15 protein-coding genes are annotated in these 14065 nt (G+C 56.6%); 6 read left to right on the forward strand and 9 right to left on the reverse strand.

The annotated features are described in order from the left end of the window. Positions 1-57 precede the first annotated feature (57 nt). Positions 58-258, reverse strand: coding sequence for a hypothetical protein (locus tag SADFL11_RS15780; RefSeq protein ID WP_008192660.1), 201 nt, complete (start codon positions 256-258; stop codon positions 58-60). Between the two features lie 264 nt (positions 259-522). On the opposite strand from SADFL11_RS15780, the gene SADFL11_RS15785 reads away from it, so the two are divergent. Then, a complete protein-coding gene (locus SADFL11_RS15785) occupies positions 523-1647 on the forward strand; it encodes a flavin monoamine oxidase family protein (RefSeq protein ID WP_040452734.1) in 1125 nt (374 codons plus the stop codon). Positions 1648-1731: 84 nt separating this feature from the next. On the opposite strand, the gene SADFL11_RS15790 is transcribed toward SADFL11_RS15785, so the two are convergent. Next, positions 1732-3429: a methyl-accepting chemotaxis protein gene (locus SADFL11_RS15790; protein WP_008196467.1), complete on the reverse strand. Its 1698-nt coding sequence runs from the start codon at positions 3427-3429 to the stop codon at positions 1732-1734. A 242-nt stretch (positions 3430-3671) separates the two neighbouring features. On the opposite strand from SADFL11_RS15790, the gene SADFL11_RS15795 reads away from it, so the two are divergent. From SADFL11_RS15795 to SADFL11_RS15815, 5 genes are all read left to right on the forward strand, one after another. Continuing rightward, positions 3672-4649, forward strand: a complete 978-nt coding sequence (locus SADFL11_RS15795) for a DUF808 domain-containing protein (protein WP_008190907.1) — start codon at positions 3672-3674, stop codon at positions 4647-4649. 142 nt (positions 4650-4791) lie between these two features. After that, a complete protein-coding gene (locus SADFL11_RS15800; RefSeq protein WP_008193174.1) occupies positions 4792-5133 on the forward strand; it encodes a PepSY domain-containing protein in 342 nt (113 codons plus the stop codon). An 88-nt stretch (positions 5134-5221) separates the two neighbouring features. Then, on the forward strand, positions 5222-5905 hold the full coding sequence (locus SADFL11_RS15805; protein ID WP_008191050.1) for a winged helix-turn-helix domain-containing protein: 684 nt from the start codon (positions 5222-5224) through the stop codon (positions 5903-5905). Next, positions 5889-7196: a sensor histidine kinase gene (locus SADFL11_RS15810; protein ID WP_228198208.1), complete on the forward strand. Its 1308-nt coding sequence runs from the start codon at positions 5889-5891 to the stop codon at positions 7194-7196. The genes SADFL11_RS15805 and SADFL11_RS15810 overlap by 17 nt, the downstream gene beginning before the upstream one ends. 79 nt (positions 7197-7275) lie before the next feature. Further along, on the forward strand, positions 7276-7512 hold the full coding sequence (locus SADFL11_RS15815) for a hypothetical protein (RefSeq protein WP_008195944.1): 237 nt from the start codon (positions 7276-7278) through the stop codon (positions 7510-7512). 147 nt (positions 7513-7659) lie between these two features. Here the strand turns inward: SADFL11_RS15815 and SADFL11_RS15820 are convergent, their stop codons facing one another. The 7 genes from SADFL11_RS15820 to sdhC form a co-directional block, all read right to left on the reverse strand. Further along, the gene (locus tag SADFL11_RS15820) at positions 7660-8172 is read right to left on the reverse strand and encodes an Hcp family type VI secretion system effector (protein ID WP_008193018.1); all 513 of its coding nucleotides are present in this window, start codon (positions 8170-8172) and stop codon (positions 7660-7662) included. A gap of 492 nt (positions 8173-8664) precedes the next feature. Next, positions 8665-9447 (reverse strand): succinate dehydrogenase iron-sulfur subunit, encoded by a 783-nt coding sequence (locus tag SADFL11_RS15825; RefSeq protein ID WP_008189735.1) that lies wholly within the window; start codon positions 9445-9447, stop codon positions 8665-8667. 68 nt (positions 9448-9515) lie between these two features. After that, the gene (locus SADFL11_RS15830; protein WP_008196458.1) at positions 9516-10361 is read right to left on the reverse strand and encodes an FkbM family methyltransferase; all 846 of its coding nucleotides are present in this window, start codon (positions 10359-10361) and stop codon (positions 9516-9518) included. Then, positions 10358-11248, reverse strand: coding sequence for an FkbM family methyltransferase (locus SADFL11_RS15835; protein ID WP_008189179.1), 891 nt, complete (start codon positions 11246-11248; stop codon positions 10358-10360). The genes SADFL11_RS15830 and SADFL11_RS15835 overlap by 4 nt, the downstream gene beginning before the upstream one ends. Positions 11249-11268: 20 nt before the next feature. Further along, complete coding sequence (gene sdhA, locus SADFL11_RS15840) at positions 11269-13095, reverse strand: succinate dehydrogenase flavoprotein subunit (RefSeq protein ID WP_008194435.1); 1827 nt, start codon at positions 13093-13095, stop codon at positions 11269-11271. Between the two features lie 5 nt (positions 13096-13100). Further along, the gene (sdhD, locus tag SADFL11_RS15845; RefSeq protein ID WP_008195546.1) at positions 13101-13484 is read right to left on the reverse strand and encodes a succinate dehydrogenase, hydrophobic membrane anchor protein; all 384 of its coding nucleotides are present in this window, start codon (positions 13482-13484) and stop codon (positions 13101-13103) included. A 10-nt stretch (positions 13485-13494) separates the two neighbouring features. Continuing rightward, entirely contained in the window at positions 13495-13893 is a 399-nt protein-coding gene (gene sdhC, locus SADFL11_RS15850) for a succinate dehydrogenase, cytochrome b556 subunit (RefSeq protein WP_040451324.1), read from the reverse strand. Positions 13894-14065 lie beyond the last annotated feature (172 nt).

The raw sequence follows: 14065 nt of genomic DNA on the forward strand, positions 1-14065 counted from the left end.
CTTCGGAGCGGTTTCTTTTTGTTCGAAGCAGACCGAAACAATGTCGGATCAGCTGAACTAGTCAGCGAAGATGCCGTATTCCGGGATCGGGTCCAGTTCGATCTGGGCAAGCAAAGACCCTTCGACGATGGCCTGTATGCTGACGTTCTTTCCCATGATCGGATAAAAGTGGCTTTCAGCCACCCGGCCTTGAGTTTCACCGAATTCCGTGTGAGACGCATTTATAAGTGTTTCAAACTGTGACGCTGTTTGAGACATATCCACTCTTTCCCCTGCAGTACCATCGCCAACTGTGTGGCGTTAAAGGCACCCTAGGGACAATTCCCAAAATTGGCGCTAAGGGCTTTAAGCAAATTGTTTCTGCTCTGGGTACAAATTATTAACTACGCCATATTGCGAGCTCTTTTCCCATGTGAAGATCTGACAAAGACTGGATTGAACAATCACGCGATCCATATTGACGCTGAACGCGAGTGGTTTGTTTGTGGGCATTTTTTTATACTCGCACAATAGGTGCCGCTGATGTCCGAACACTCGACAGACATTGCTATCATCGGGGCAGGTCTCTGCGGATTGGCCACGGCAGCTCTGCTTTCGAGCTTAGGCATCGACGCAAGGGTGTTTGAAGCAAGCAAGACGGCTGGTGGACGCATCCGGTCTCTGCCAGGGCCTTCGTCGCCTGATCTACGCTATGACCTTGGCCCCGCATGGATCTGGCCGCATAATCAAAGAATGCTTCAGTTGGCGGAGCAACTCGATTTGCCCCTGATGCGTCAGCACTCAGCCGGGAATCTCATATTTCAGGATCAGACGGGCAGCATGCGCCGCGATCTTGCTTTTGCAACGATGGGAGATGCATTGCGGATACCTGGCGGTCTGGCACGCATTACAGACGGCCTGGCTGCCCGGCTTTCGAACGGCATAGTTGCCTATCAGCACGCCGTTACTGCAATTGAACAGGACACCTTTGGCCTGACCGTGTCGGGAAAGACACCTGAAGGCCCCTTCCGCGTTTCCTGCCGGCAAGTCATCGTTGCATTGCCTCCGCGATTGGCCGCAGCGCGTATCGCATTTTTGCCGGATCTTGTCGCTGAAACGAAACAGGTCATGTCTGCAGTTCCAACCTGGATGGCCGGACATGCAAAACTTATTGCTGTTTATGATCGACCCTTCTGGCGCTCCCAGGGCTTTTCCGGCGATGCCATCAGCCATGTCGGTCCCTTGGTCGAAATCCACGACACCTCGGCAGAAGAAGACCCTCAGGGCGAGGCCGCATTGTTCGGCTTCGTCGCCCCACAGGAAGTTCAGGACACGGCAGATCGTGAGGCCTTTGTGTCCCGGGCACTCTTGCAGTTGAAAGAGCTCTTTGGGCCCGAAGCTGGGCGGCCGGCAAAGGTCTTCTTGAAGGTTTGGGCAGCGGATCCGTTGGTGGCCACAAAGCGTGACCAGGAAACTCTGACGAGCCACCCGCAGTACGGGCCGTTGCCTATTGTTGAGTCCTGGCACGACCGGCTGTTCCTGTCCGGTACAGAAACCGCGCCGGAGAACGGTGGCTTCCTGGAAGGCGCCTTGGAGGCTGCGGAGCGCTCCGTTGCGTGGGTGCGGCGTCACTTGGCCAAGTCAAACAACGCTGTGCCCGGATTGTAAGCTGGCCAGCTACTCAGGATCAGTAAAAGCGAACTGGCGGCCAACATTTCGCTAGCCGCCAATTCAAAGGATGCAGGAAGCGTACTAAGCTGCGTCGGTCGTCGCGTTGGCTTTGACACCTTTCAGAAATGCACCAACGTTTTCGCGCAGTTGCCGAGCTTCTTTTTCCAGGCTGTTGGCTGCCGTGAAGACAACATCCGCTGCCTGGTTGGTCACAGTTGCAGCTTGCGACACACCGCCGATGTTGTCAGAAACCTGCTGCGTTCCGGCAGCGGCTTGCTGTATGTTGGACGCAATATCGTTGGTCGCAGCACCCTGCTGTTCCACAGCCGCTGAGATGCTCGTGGTGATCTCATTAATCTTGCCGATTGTGCTGGTAATCGCCCCGATTGCCTCAACAGCGTGAAGGGTTTCGCCTTGAATGCTCGAAATCTGCGTAGAAATCTCTTCCGTTGCCTTGGAGGTCTGCGTCGCCAGTTCCTTGACCTCCGCAGCCACCACGGCGAAGCCTTTACCTGCTTCGCCAGCCCTCGCAGCTTCAATGGTCGCGTTCAAAGCCAACAGATTGGTCTGTTCGGCAATCGCTTGAATAAGCGTCACGACCTCACCGATTTTCGCTGCAGCTTCAGATAGGCCCTGAATTCGCTGGTTGGTCTGGGCTGCCTGACTTGCAGCCTCAGAGGCGATTTCGCTGGACGACGACACCTGACGGCTGATCTCCGAAACAGACACCGCAAGTTCCTCAGCCGCAGCAGCCACTGTTTCGGTGTTTGCCGATGCAATGGCTGCAGCCGATACAACCGCTTCACTCTGGCTGGTGGTCTGCTGAGCACCGGAGTTCAGATTGGTCGACGCGTGCTGCAGGCTCTCAACGGACTCGCCAATCGTCTCAAGCAAGCCGGATACCTGCACATCGAAATCGGACGATAGGTTCTGGATTGCCCGCGACCGCTGGAGGTCATGCTCCTGACGACTGGTCTGCTGTTCTTCCAGGTCGCGGCGCATGTTTTCATTTGCAACAAAGGTCTCCATGGCCTCGGCCATATCGCCGATTTCATCCCGCCGGTCAGTGCCCACAATGGGGAAATCAGTCTTGCCATCAGCAAGCTGCTTCATGCCCAATGTCAGACCCTTGAGCGGTACCGAAATATTGCGGATTGCGGCAACAGCGATCGCTGCAGCAATCAGACCGCCGACAATGAGCACGCCAATCAAGGCGCTGGCCTTGGACCAGAAAGCAGCCGACACATCATCCACATACACACCGGTCGCTGTGACCCAGCCCCAAGGCTGAAAGACCTCCGACCATGTCGCCTTCTGAAGAAGCTCTTCTTCCCCCTTGCGGTTCCACATATAACTGCTGACACCGCCGCCCGCCTTGGCAACCTCAATCATTTCCCGGACGTGATACTTGCCGGTCTTGTCTTGTGAGTTCCACGCACTCTTACCCTCAGAAGACTGCTTCGCACTTACGATGCGGTTGCCGTCCAGGTCAAAAACAAAAGCGTAGTTGTTGCCATCGTAGTGGATGGCACGAACAACGTTGCGCGCCCACTTCTGGGCTTCGTCCTTGGAAAGTTCACCGGAAGTTTCCAGCTGATGAAAGTAATTCAGAACCGAATTGGTAACTTCAACGACGGTCTGGGTCTTGTGGGTACGTTCGCCATACAAGATCGAGCGCAGAGATACGAGATCATAAGTCACCAAGGCCAGTGTGAAGACTGCAAGGCTGATAACCGGGATCCAGATCTTGAAACCGATTTTAAAATTGTCGAAAAACATAATGACGGACCTGAGAAAATTACGGATGGCCCCTCTTTGCATGATTTGATTAAGCAACCTTAAAGCTCAAAAATACGAATTAATGTGTTTTTCGAGTAGTTTATCTGGCAAATAAACTCTCAATTTCCTCCATCAATCACCACCCTTCGCTTTCATAGTATCGCTATCATCCGGCATTTGGCCTGTCGCAAAAAGACTGTATGGTCAGCGCAACTGACGGAAAAAATGATTCAGGAGCGGCCATGAGCGGTCTTCTCGCCCTACTCGACGATGTGGCAGCGATTGCCAAGGTGGCCGCGGCCTCTGTGGATGATGTGATTGGTCAAGCCGCCAAGGCTGGGTCCAAGGCGGCCGGGGCTGTCATTGACGATGCAGCGGTGACGCCGAAATATGTTGCCGGATTTTCCCCGGCCCGTGAGTTGCCCATTGTCTGGCGCATTGCAAAGGGATCGCTGAAGAACAAACTGATCTTCCTGCTGCCCGTCGGCCTTTTGCTCAACACTTTTCTTCCGGGCGTCATCACGCCCTTGCTGATGCTCGGCGGAGCCTATCTGTGTTTCGAGGGAGCGGAGAAGGTCTATCACCTCTTTGTTCCCGGCCATCACGACGCGGACCAACCGAAAGACTTGGTGCAAGACCCAACCCATCTGGAAGAACAGAAGGTCTCCGGAGCAATCAAGACAGACTTCATCCTGTCCGCCGAAATCATGACCATTGCGCTGTCCGAAATCCCGGACAGCAACATCTGGATGGAGGCCTCCACACTGGCAGTTGTGGCGATTGGCATTACGGTCATGGTCTATGGCTCGGTTGCGCTGATCGTGAAGGCAGATGACTTTGGACTGCACTTGTCCCACGAGGGGCGGTTCGGCGTGACCCGCGCGATTGGTATTGGCATCGTGAAAGCAATGCCCGGCGTCATGAAATTTCTCATGACAGTCGGAACGGCAGCCATGCTCTGGGTCGGAGGCTCCATTGTCATTCACGGCTTGAAAGAGCTCGGCATCAAAGGCCTCTACAACACCATTCACGACATCGCGCACGGGGTTGCCCACGCCATTGGCGTTGCTGAAGGTTTCCTCGGCTGGTTCGCGACTGCAACCATGGACGGCATTTTCGGGTTGATCCTCGGGTTGATCCTGATCCCTATCGTCACAAAGGTCATCGAACCGGTCTGGCATATGGTGAAAGGCAAGAAAGAGGAAGCCAGTGGGCATTGAGGCGCGTAAGTATCTTAAAAATCTGAATCTTCTACGCTTTACACAAATGTAAACTTCGCTCAAGAGGCCAGCAAACTGGCTGTACCATCTTTGTTTCATCGGAAGGCAGGGAGCCTTTCACATACAAAGATGGAGACGCGTAATGAACATGAAGATCATCGCCGGCACGGTTGTCGCAGGTATGGTTCTGGCAACGGGTGCGGTTGGCGCAGTCGCTGCACAAACGGCAACATCACCAACTGCCTTAACCGAGGCACAGGCCATCGAAATCGCTCTGAAAGAGGTTCCGGGAACTGTTCAGGAAACCGAATTTGAGCGCGAAGACGGCAAAGAAATCTTTGAGGTCGAAATCGTCACGGCCGACGGTGTTGAAATGGAAGTCGAAATCGACGCGGCGTCTGGCACGATCCTTGAGATCGAACAGGACGATGATTACGACGACGATGATGACTACAAGAAAGGCGGCAACAAACGCGCCGGGTAATCGGTGACAGAACGTGCTAGGGAACAGGCTGCCTGGGATGGCGGCCTTTTTCCTGTTTTGACGCGATTCAACGGGGTAAGGATCTGGAATGCGAATACTGCTTTTGGAAGATGACCGGCAGCTCGGGCCGTGGGTGGCGGGCGGCCTGCGTGAAGAAGGCCACGTGGTCGATCATTTCACCGATGGCAAGGAAGCGCTTATCGCCGCCATGGGTCAGGACTATGACGTTTTGATCCTCGACCGGATGGTGTCCGGTCTCGACGGCCTCTCCGTGTTGAAGTCCTTGCGCGCCTCCGAAGACCCCACCCCGGCGCTGTTCCTGACCGCCCTTGGTGAAGTGGATGCACGGGTGGAGGGCTTTGACGCAGGTGGCGATGACTATCTCACCAAACCCTTTGCCTTTGTCGAGCTTTCGGCCCGCGTGAATGCTCTTGGCCGCCGGCGGGACAGCAACGGAACCAGCACTATCGAGCCCACCACCCTACGCTATGGAGTTCTCAGTCTGGACCTTTTGGCCCGCCGCTGCGAACGCCAGGGACAGGTGATCGACCTGATGGCCAAGGAATTCAAACTGCTGGAATATTTCATGAGGCGCCCCGGCCGCCTTGTGACCCGCACCATGCTTCTGGAGCAGGTCTGGGACATGAGCTTTGACCCGACGACCTCGGTCGTGGAAACCCATATCAGCCGGCTGCGCTCCAAGATCGACAAACCGTTTGACGATGAGCTGATCCGCACCAGACGGGGTGAAGGTTATGTCTTCGGCAAGTAAGTCGCTCGGCAAGGTTTCGGCCGTACTGACACACCGGGTCCGTTGGCTGCTCCGCTCCTCCACCTTGCGTCTGTCTTTGCTGCTCACAGCCATTTTTGCCGTCGGCATGGCGGTTGCAATCCTGTTGGCGCTCACCTTTGGCCGGGAGGCCGTTCTCAACCGCGTCGATACAGCCCTTGAAGGTTTGGCGGCGACAGTCGAGGCCGACGATACCGAGGCAGACACCTTCTCAGTCATCATCCGTCCGCTCTCCGAGGTCGGCGACTTGCCGAAGGAATTTGAGAAGGTCGTGCGCACCGGAGGCGGCACGGTCAGTCTCAAACGGGATTTCCGGCGTGCAGAAGACTGGCGGGTCCTGATTTCCAGAGACAAGGAAGGCGAGCCGGTGCTGATCGCAGTACCGCTTGATGCCAGCGAAGACGCCCTGGAGCTCTTGGGCAATGCGCTTTGGAGCACTGCCGGGGTTGTGCTTGTCCTCGTCCTCGTCATCGGGCTTGCCGCCGGCTTTCTTGTGCAGCGGCGACTTGCCCGGATCACGGGGGTTTTGGATCGGTTGGCGACGGGAGATCTTGAAGCGCGCATCGGCGTTGCCCGGTCCAGTGATGATCTTGATGACCTTGCCGGGCAAATCGACCGAACCGCTCAAGAGCTGGAGCGCCTTGTCGCCCAAACCCGCAATCTCAGCGCCAGCATCGCGCATGACCTGCGCACGCCCCTTGCACGCCTTCGCGCCCAGCTTGAAAGCCTGCCGGACGGCGAGGAGCGCGGCGCAGCTCTTGAGGAAGCAGAACGCCTCTCCGGCATCTTCGACACCATCATGCGGGTTGCCCGGATCGAGGCCGCCCACGGAACGGAAGGCTTTGAACATGTGGATCTGAGCGCCCTCATTGACGAAGCTGCGGAGATTTATGGCCCTGTCGTTGAGGACGCCGGCAAGTCGCTTGTCCTTTCAGCAAAATCTGGTGCAACCGTTCTGGCAGACAGGAGCATGCTCATCCAGGCGCTTGCAAACCTCATTCAGAACGCCTTGGTCCATGGCGGCCCGGACATCACCTTGTTCGCAAGTGGGTCGGAAATCGGCGTTTCGGACCATGGGCCTGGTGTCGACCCCGATCTCTTTGACGAAATCATCAAACCCATGGTGCGTCTGGACGCTGCCAGGGAAAGTGAGGGCACAGGCCTTGGCCTTGCACTGGTGCGAGCCGTCGCCGACCGGCACACCGCGGAGCTCGAGCTGTCTTCAAATAAACCTTCGGGCCTGCGCGTCGCGCTCAACTTTACAAAAATGTAAAGCCCGGCGGAGCGGAACGTAAAACCGGGTTTCCATATCCAGTTTATCGAAACAACCGGACAAACTGGAGATACTGGAAATGAAATCTATTCTTGAAAAGACCACAGCCACTTTTGCCGGTGCGATCGTGGTGCTGGTTGGCTGCGTGATGGCCGGCCTTGGCTTCACCGTGATCGCATTTTTGGCATTGTTCGCGCTGGCCGCCTATGGACTGGCATTGATCGCAGCTCCCTTCTTAGCCATGGCTCAGAAACAGGCTGAGCCTACGGAGCCACAGGACATCGACATGCCGTCAGATGCTCAAACGGCCGCGTAAGGGGAGCGGGGCAAGACAATTGAAGCACCCTAAAGGGCGCAGGTATCTCGTATCGGCCGGTATCCTCGCGCCCTTTGTGTTTTAAGGGCGCCAAAACCAAAGACCCCGGCCAAAATGACCGGGGTTTTCGCAAAAAATAGAGGCCGATCAGGTGACCGGAGCGCGCCAGTCGTCAGAAGCCGATGTGCCGGCCTTCTCGTGGGTCCACTCGGCCTTGCGGTAAGTGAAGGACCACTGCTCCTGATCGCCGCGGGATGCGTTCGCATCATCGAAGACGTCCGGCAAGATGGTTTTGCCTTCAACCAAAACAGCATCGGTGTACTTGATCGTGTAGTAGTGCTCCTGGACGCCAGAAGTAGACGTGCGCCAGAAGTTGATGGTGATCTCCAGGGATTCACCGGTGGCCAAAGCCTGCCACATCAACGGAGACGCCTTGTCCAACGGCTTGATTATGGTGGTCGGCTGGTGGCGGCGGGTGCCGATGGCAGTACCGGAGTTCGGGTCACGCGGAACAATTGCGTTGCTCTCGAACTTGTACACCAGGGATTCACCCTCGTGGCCTTCCTGCCAGTTGTTGCCGATAGAGTCGGCCGTTGTAGCATCGGATGTGATCTCGCCTTGGGTGGAACCACTGATGGTCATGTATGCAACGTTTGCCATTTTTCCGTCTCCTGCTCTTAAAGCGGTTGATCTGTCACTTTCGAAGTCTGGGGCGCCGTTTGGTTTCCGTTCGGTGCCGATGCCAACAACTTTGCAACCGGTGTGCCAGTTTCGGGAATTTTCCTTATCTTACTGTTTTATATAGTGATTACCGAATCGGACCGGGGTTAACGCCTTTTCCAACTGTGCAGTTTTCTGCACACTCTCCCGAAGGGCGCGCAGGAACGTGCACACAGGCCGTGTGATGAGAATCACAAAATGCGCGGGACACAGCCGCCAGTCCGGATCTGGCACGCCAATTTAAGAGCCATCTGCGGTTCAGGAAGCGACCAAATCCGGACAGGGTGTGCGAAAACTGCGCAGCCAGAGAGCAAAACACTGATTTTTTGACCAGATCCAAAAGCACCCTTCAGACCGAACAAAAAACCGCCCCGAATTCCTCCGGAGCGGTTTTCTTATTTTCGATTCCCGAAGCAAACGCTTCTACAAAAATCAGACGCGGCGTTCGACCATCATCTTCTTGATTTCAGCGATGGCTTTCGCCGGGTTCAGACCTTTCGGGCAGGCCTGGGAGCAGTTCATGATGGTGTGGCAACGGTAGAGGCGGAACGGGTCTTCGAGGTTATCGAGACGCTCGCCGGTTGCTTCATCCCGGCTGTCGATCAGCCAGCGGTAGGCTTGCAGCAAGATAGCCGGGCCGAGGTACCGGTCGCCGTTCCACCAATAGCTCGGGCAAGACGTGGAGCAGCAGGCGCAGAGAATGCACTCGTAAAGGCCGTCCAGTTTCTGGCGGTCCTCATGGGACTGGCGCCATTCCTTTTCCGGAGCCGGGGTCACGGTTTTCAGCCACGGCTCGATGGAGCGGTGCTGAGCATAAAAGCGGGTCATGTCCGGGACCAGATCCTTGACCACCGGCATGTGCGGCAGCGGATAGATCTTGACCACATCGCCAGCGATCTCTTCCATGCCCTTGGTGCAGGCCAGGGTGTTGGTGCCGTCGATGTTCATGGCGCATGAGCCGCAGATCCCTTCGCGGCAGGACCGGCGGAATGTCAGGGTCGGGTCTATTTTGTTCTTGATGTAGATGAGACCATCCAGAACCATCGGACCGCAGTCGTCACGGTTGACGAAGTAAGTGTCCACGCTCGGGTTTTTGCCCTCATCCGGGTTCCAGCGGTAGATCCGGTATTCGGTCAGGTTGGTCGCCCCTTCCGGCTTGTCCCAAACCTTGCCGTCCGTCACTTGTGAGTTCCGGGGTAGCGTCAGCTGAACCATCTTTTCAATGCTCCGCGTTGGGCCCAAATTCGCGCCAGTTAAGGCTTGTGGGCCAAAAAGTCAAAGCCTCACGCCGTGAGTTCAAAGACCATGTTGTCATTCGTTCGGCCGGTGACCTTGTAGGACCGGTTTGCCAGTTCTGTCAGGCAATCCTCGGACCAATAGGGCCGGCAATTGGTTTCAAGCAGGATCACGCGCGGCCAAAGGCTCCTTTCCGCGTGACGCAGGAAGGGAAGAAGAACCCGGTCTTCAAAGCCCTCCACATCGATTTTCAAGACGTCTATTTTCTTCACGCCCGCTTCATCAACGATGGTCGTCAGCGGTCGCATCTTCACCGTCGAGGGTGCCCAGTCTCCGCCCCATTCGCCGTTGGTGACCCGCTTGTCGAGCGTACCAAAACCGCGGTTGGAGGTTTCCGAATAAAGCTCGAGCACATCGTCGCGCGGACCGGCGGCGGTTGGCACAATGGTCACATTCTGAAGCCCGTTGGCGTCGATGTTACACTGCAGCTTGTCGACCGAATGGGCGTTGGGTTCCAGCGCAATTACACGGGCCCCATGATGGGCGGCAAAAACCGTGTAGACCCCGATATTCGCGCCTACATCGACAAAAACCGCATCGTCGGACAAGAACGGCTTGATGAGCTTATGTTCCTCAACTTCCGGCAAGCGGCCTTTGATCAGAACCTTGCGGTCATCATAATTGTCGGACGGATAAACGCGGAACTTCAGGCCATCCGCTTCCAGATCGTAGGGACCTGTGAAGATCTTGCCCAAAAACAAGCGCACATATCTGCGCAAGCCTTTTGGCAGCCTGGCCTGACTTGCCAGCCGCCACGCCGTCCGGACCAGGCCGATCGGCGGATAGGTGCCGAACGGGCTGCTGGTGTCGAGCACCATTGCGTCCCTCTTCATTCGGCCAACTCCTTAATTCCAAAAGCCGGAGCCTGATCGTTTTCGTCCGGGACTTCAGTCAATTCCAGCATGATATTGGCGCCGGTCGTTCCGATTTCCCGGTATCCGATCGCCGTCATTTCTGCGAGGCAATCCTCTTTCCACTCCGGCTGATGATCGACTTCGATCATCACCACACGCGGCCACTTGTGGCGCGGCTGTGTCCGGAAATAGGGCAAGATTGCCTGATCTTCATAACCTTCAACATCCAGTTTCAGGACGTCCACCTGCTCCACACCGGCGTCCTGAAGGATGACCGCCAGCGGGCTGACCCGGATCGAAGTGGTCGTCCATTCCGACTTTTTCAGAGATGGCGCGAGGCCTTCTGACAATGTCGACAGGTTCAAATTGGATGGGCATATCACCAGATCGAACGTGCCTTCTTCAGGACCCGCGGCAACTGACATGACCGAGACATTGTCGAGCTTGTTCAGTTCAACATTGTAGGCCAGCTTTGCCGCAATATCCGGATTGGCTTCCACCGCGATTACCCGGGCGCAGAGTTCTGCTGCGGAGAGCGTATGGGTTCCGATGTTTGCACCCAAATCGACAAAAACAGCGTCCTTGTTGAAGTGTTGCGCCAGCATCTTGCGCTCGGCCTTTTCCGACAACCGGTCCTTGGCAACAATCTTCCAGTCGTCCCGGTTGACACCCGGATAGATCCGGAAGGTGAGACCTTCAGCGCTTGTGTCGTAGGGGCCAGGAAACCGATCGGCGACAAAATGGCGGATCTTGTAGCGCAGCCAGTCGGGCAGCCGATGTGCATCGGCTGCCCGCCAAGCAGCTTTGGCAAGCCATCCGGCACGGTAAGTGCCGAACGGACTGCTTGTATCCAGGATTGCCGCCATTAGAGCCAACTTCGTTCCGATCAGTAGACGCGTGCTTTCGGCGCGATCTTCTTCGGATCGATGCCGCCGTTCTGGAAGGGGGTCAGCGGCTCGGTCACGACCGGACGGTAGTCCAGCTTGACGTCGCCCGCTTCATTCACCCAAGCCAGCGTGTGCTTGCGCCAGTCCACGTCGTTCCGGCCAGCAAAGTCTCCGTCCTTATAGTCCTCACGGGCATGTGCACCGCGGGACTCTTTCCGGGCTTCGGCGCCGTAAACGGTGGTGATCGCGTTCGCCATCAGGTTTTCCAGCTCAAGTGTTTCCACCAGATCGGAGTTCCAGATCATGGAGCGGTCGGAGACCTTTAGATCACTCATGCTCTTCCAGATGTCATCGAGCCGCTTGCAGCCCTGAGCCAACGTTTCCTGGGTCCGGAAAACCGCTGCATCTTCCTGCATGGCACGCTGCATCTGGTCTCGCAGCTCAGCAGTCGGCGTGGAACCACTGGCGTTCCTGAGCTTGTCGAAGCGATCCATGATCCGCTCACAAGATGCTTCATTCGGCAATGGAACAGCTTCCTTCGGATCAACAACCTCACCGGCTTTGATCGCCGCCGCGCGGCCAAAGACCACCAAGTCGATCAGCGAGTTGGAGCCAAGGCGATTGGCGCCGTGAACAGACGCACAGCCGGCTTCTCCGACAGCCATCAGGCCCGGCTGGATCCGGTCCGGATGATCGGAGTTGGCGTTGAGCACCTCGCCCCAATAATTGGTCGGAATGCCGCCCATGTTGTAGTGCACCGTCGGGATAACCGGGATCGGCTCCTTGGTGACATCAACACCGGCAAAGATCTTCGCGCTTTCCGAGATGCCCGGCAGGCGCTCGGCGAGGATCGCCGGATCCAGGTGATCCAGATGCAGGAAAATATGATCCTTGTTCTTGCCGACACCGCGGCCTTCGCGGATCTCCATGGTCATGCAACGGGACACGACATCGCGCGATGCCAGATCTTTCGCGGACGGCGCATAGCGCTCCATGAAGCGCTCGCCTTCGGAGTTGACCAGATAGCCACCTTCACCGCGGGCACCTTCCGTGATCAGACAGCCTGAGCCATAGATTCCCGTCGGGTGGAACTGGACGAATTCCATGTCTTGAAGCGGCAGACCAGCGCGGGCCACCATGCCGCCGCCGTCACCGGTACAGGTGTGTGCGGACGTGGCGGAGAAATAGGACCGGCCATATCCGCCGGTCGCCAGCACAACCATTTTCGCCGCAAATCGGTGGACGGTGCCGTCGTCAAGGTTCCACGCAATCACGCCTTGGCACACGCCGTCTTCGGACATGATCAGGTCAAGTGCGAAATACTCGATGTAGAATTCCGCATTGTGACGCAAGGACTGGCCGTAGAGCGTGTGCAGGATCGCGTGACCGGTCCGGTCAGCGGCTGCACAGGTGCGCTGCACTGGAGGACCTTCACCGTAATTCTGCATGTGACCGCCAAACGGTCGCTGATAGATGCGGCCATCTTCGGTCCGGGAGAATGGAACGCCGTAATGCTCCAGCTCATAAACCGCCTTCGGCGCTTCGCGGGCCAAATACTCCATGGCATCGGTATCACCGAGCCAGTCGGAGCCCTTGACCGTGTCGTACATGTGCCATTCCCAGCAGTCCGGCGTCATGTTGGTCAGCGACGCAGCGATCCCGCCCTGGGCTGCAACGGTGTGCGAGCGGGTCGGGAACACCTTGGTGATGCAAGCGGTGCGCAGACCCTGCTCGGCCATGCCAAGCGTTGCGCGCAAGCCAGCACCACCGGCGCCAACAACAACCACGTCGTATGTGTGGTCGACAAATTCGTAGGTCTTGGCCATACGGGTTAACCTCCAAAGCCAATCTTAAGCACTGCAAAAATGCAGCCGAAACCGATGAAGACGCAGAAGAACGTGTTGGCCATCACTGTGAGGAACTTCAGAGCTTCGCCGTGAATGTAATCCTCAATGATGACCTGCATCCCGAGCTTCATGTGATAGACGCCAGACAGGATCACCAACAAAAGGATGATGGAGACCAGCGGGTTTTGCAGGGTCTCGACAACATCGCCATGCGAAGATCCTTGCATCGAAATCACCAGGATCACGAAGAAGGAGATCAGGAACACGTTCGCAACAGCTGTAAGGCGTTGTTTCCAGAAATGGTCGGTTCCGTCCTTGGCAGAGCCGAGGCCGAGAACTTTACCGAGAGGCGTGCGCATATCGCTCATGACGGTCTCCTTAGCGAACTGCGTAGCCGATGATCCAAAGGATCAGCGTCAGGGAAACGGAGCCGATGATCGTGGCCTTGGCGAGCCATTCGCGGGCATCTTTTTCAAACCCGGCGCCCATGTCCCAAATGAAGTGGCGAATGCCGCCTAGCATGTGGTGAACGAGTGCCCAGGTGAAGCCGAACAGAACCAGCCGGCCGATAATCGAACCGTAGATCGCGTTGACGAAATCAAAATAGGCCGGGCCCGCAGCGGCTGCGATCAGCCACCAGGCCAAAAGGATGGTGCCGAAATACAGCGCCGCTCCGGTGATGCGGTGCAAGATCGACATGACCATCGTCAGAATGGGTTTATAGATCTGAAGATGGGGCGACAGCGGGCGGTTGCCCCGCAAATCGGCGTTCGACATGGATTTCCTCTCCCGTGCGACGCATTCTTACGTTTACGCAAACGTAAGCATTTCAAGGCGTTGTCTAGAGGGTTCTAGCGCCAACGCCGCCGTACGTCAAAATATCCTATAGGTCTATATCGCGAAAAACGACCTGTGAATCGGTTAAATGGGTTAGGTGACTGTCAGAAAA

It is taken from the genome of Roseibium alexandrii DFL-11 (assembly GCF_000158095.2).
GTDB lineage: Bacteria > Pseudomonadota > Alphaproteobacteria > Rhizobiales > Stappiaceae > Roseibium > Roseibium alexandrii.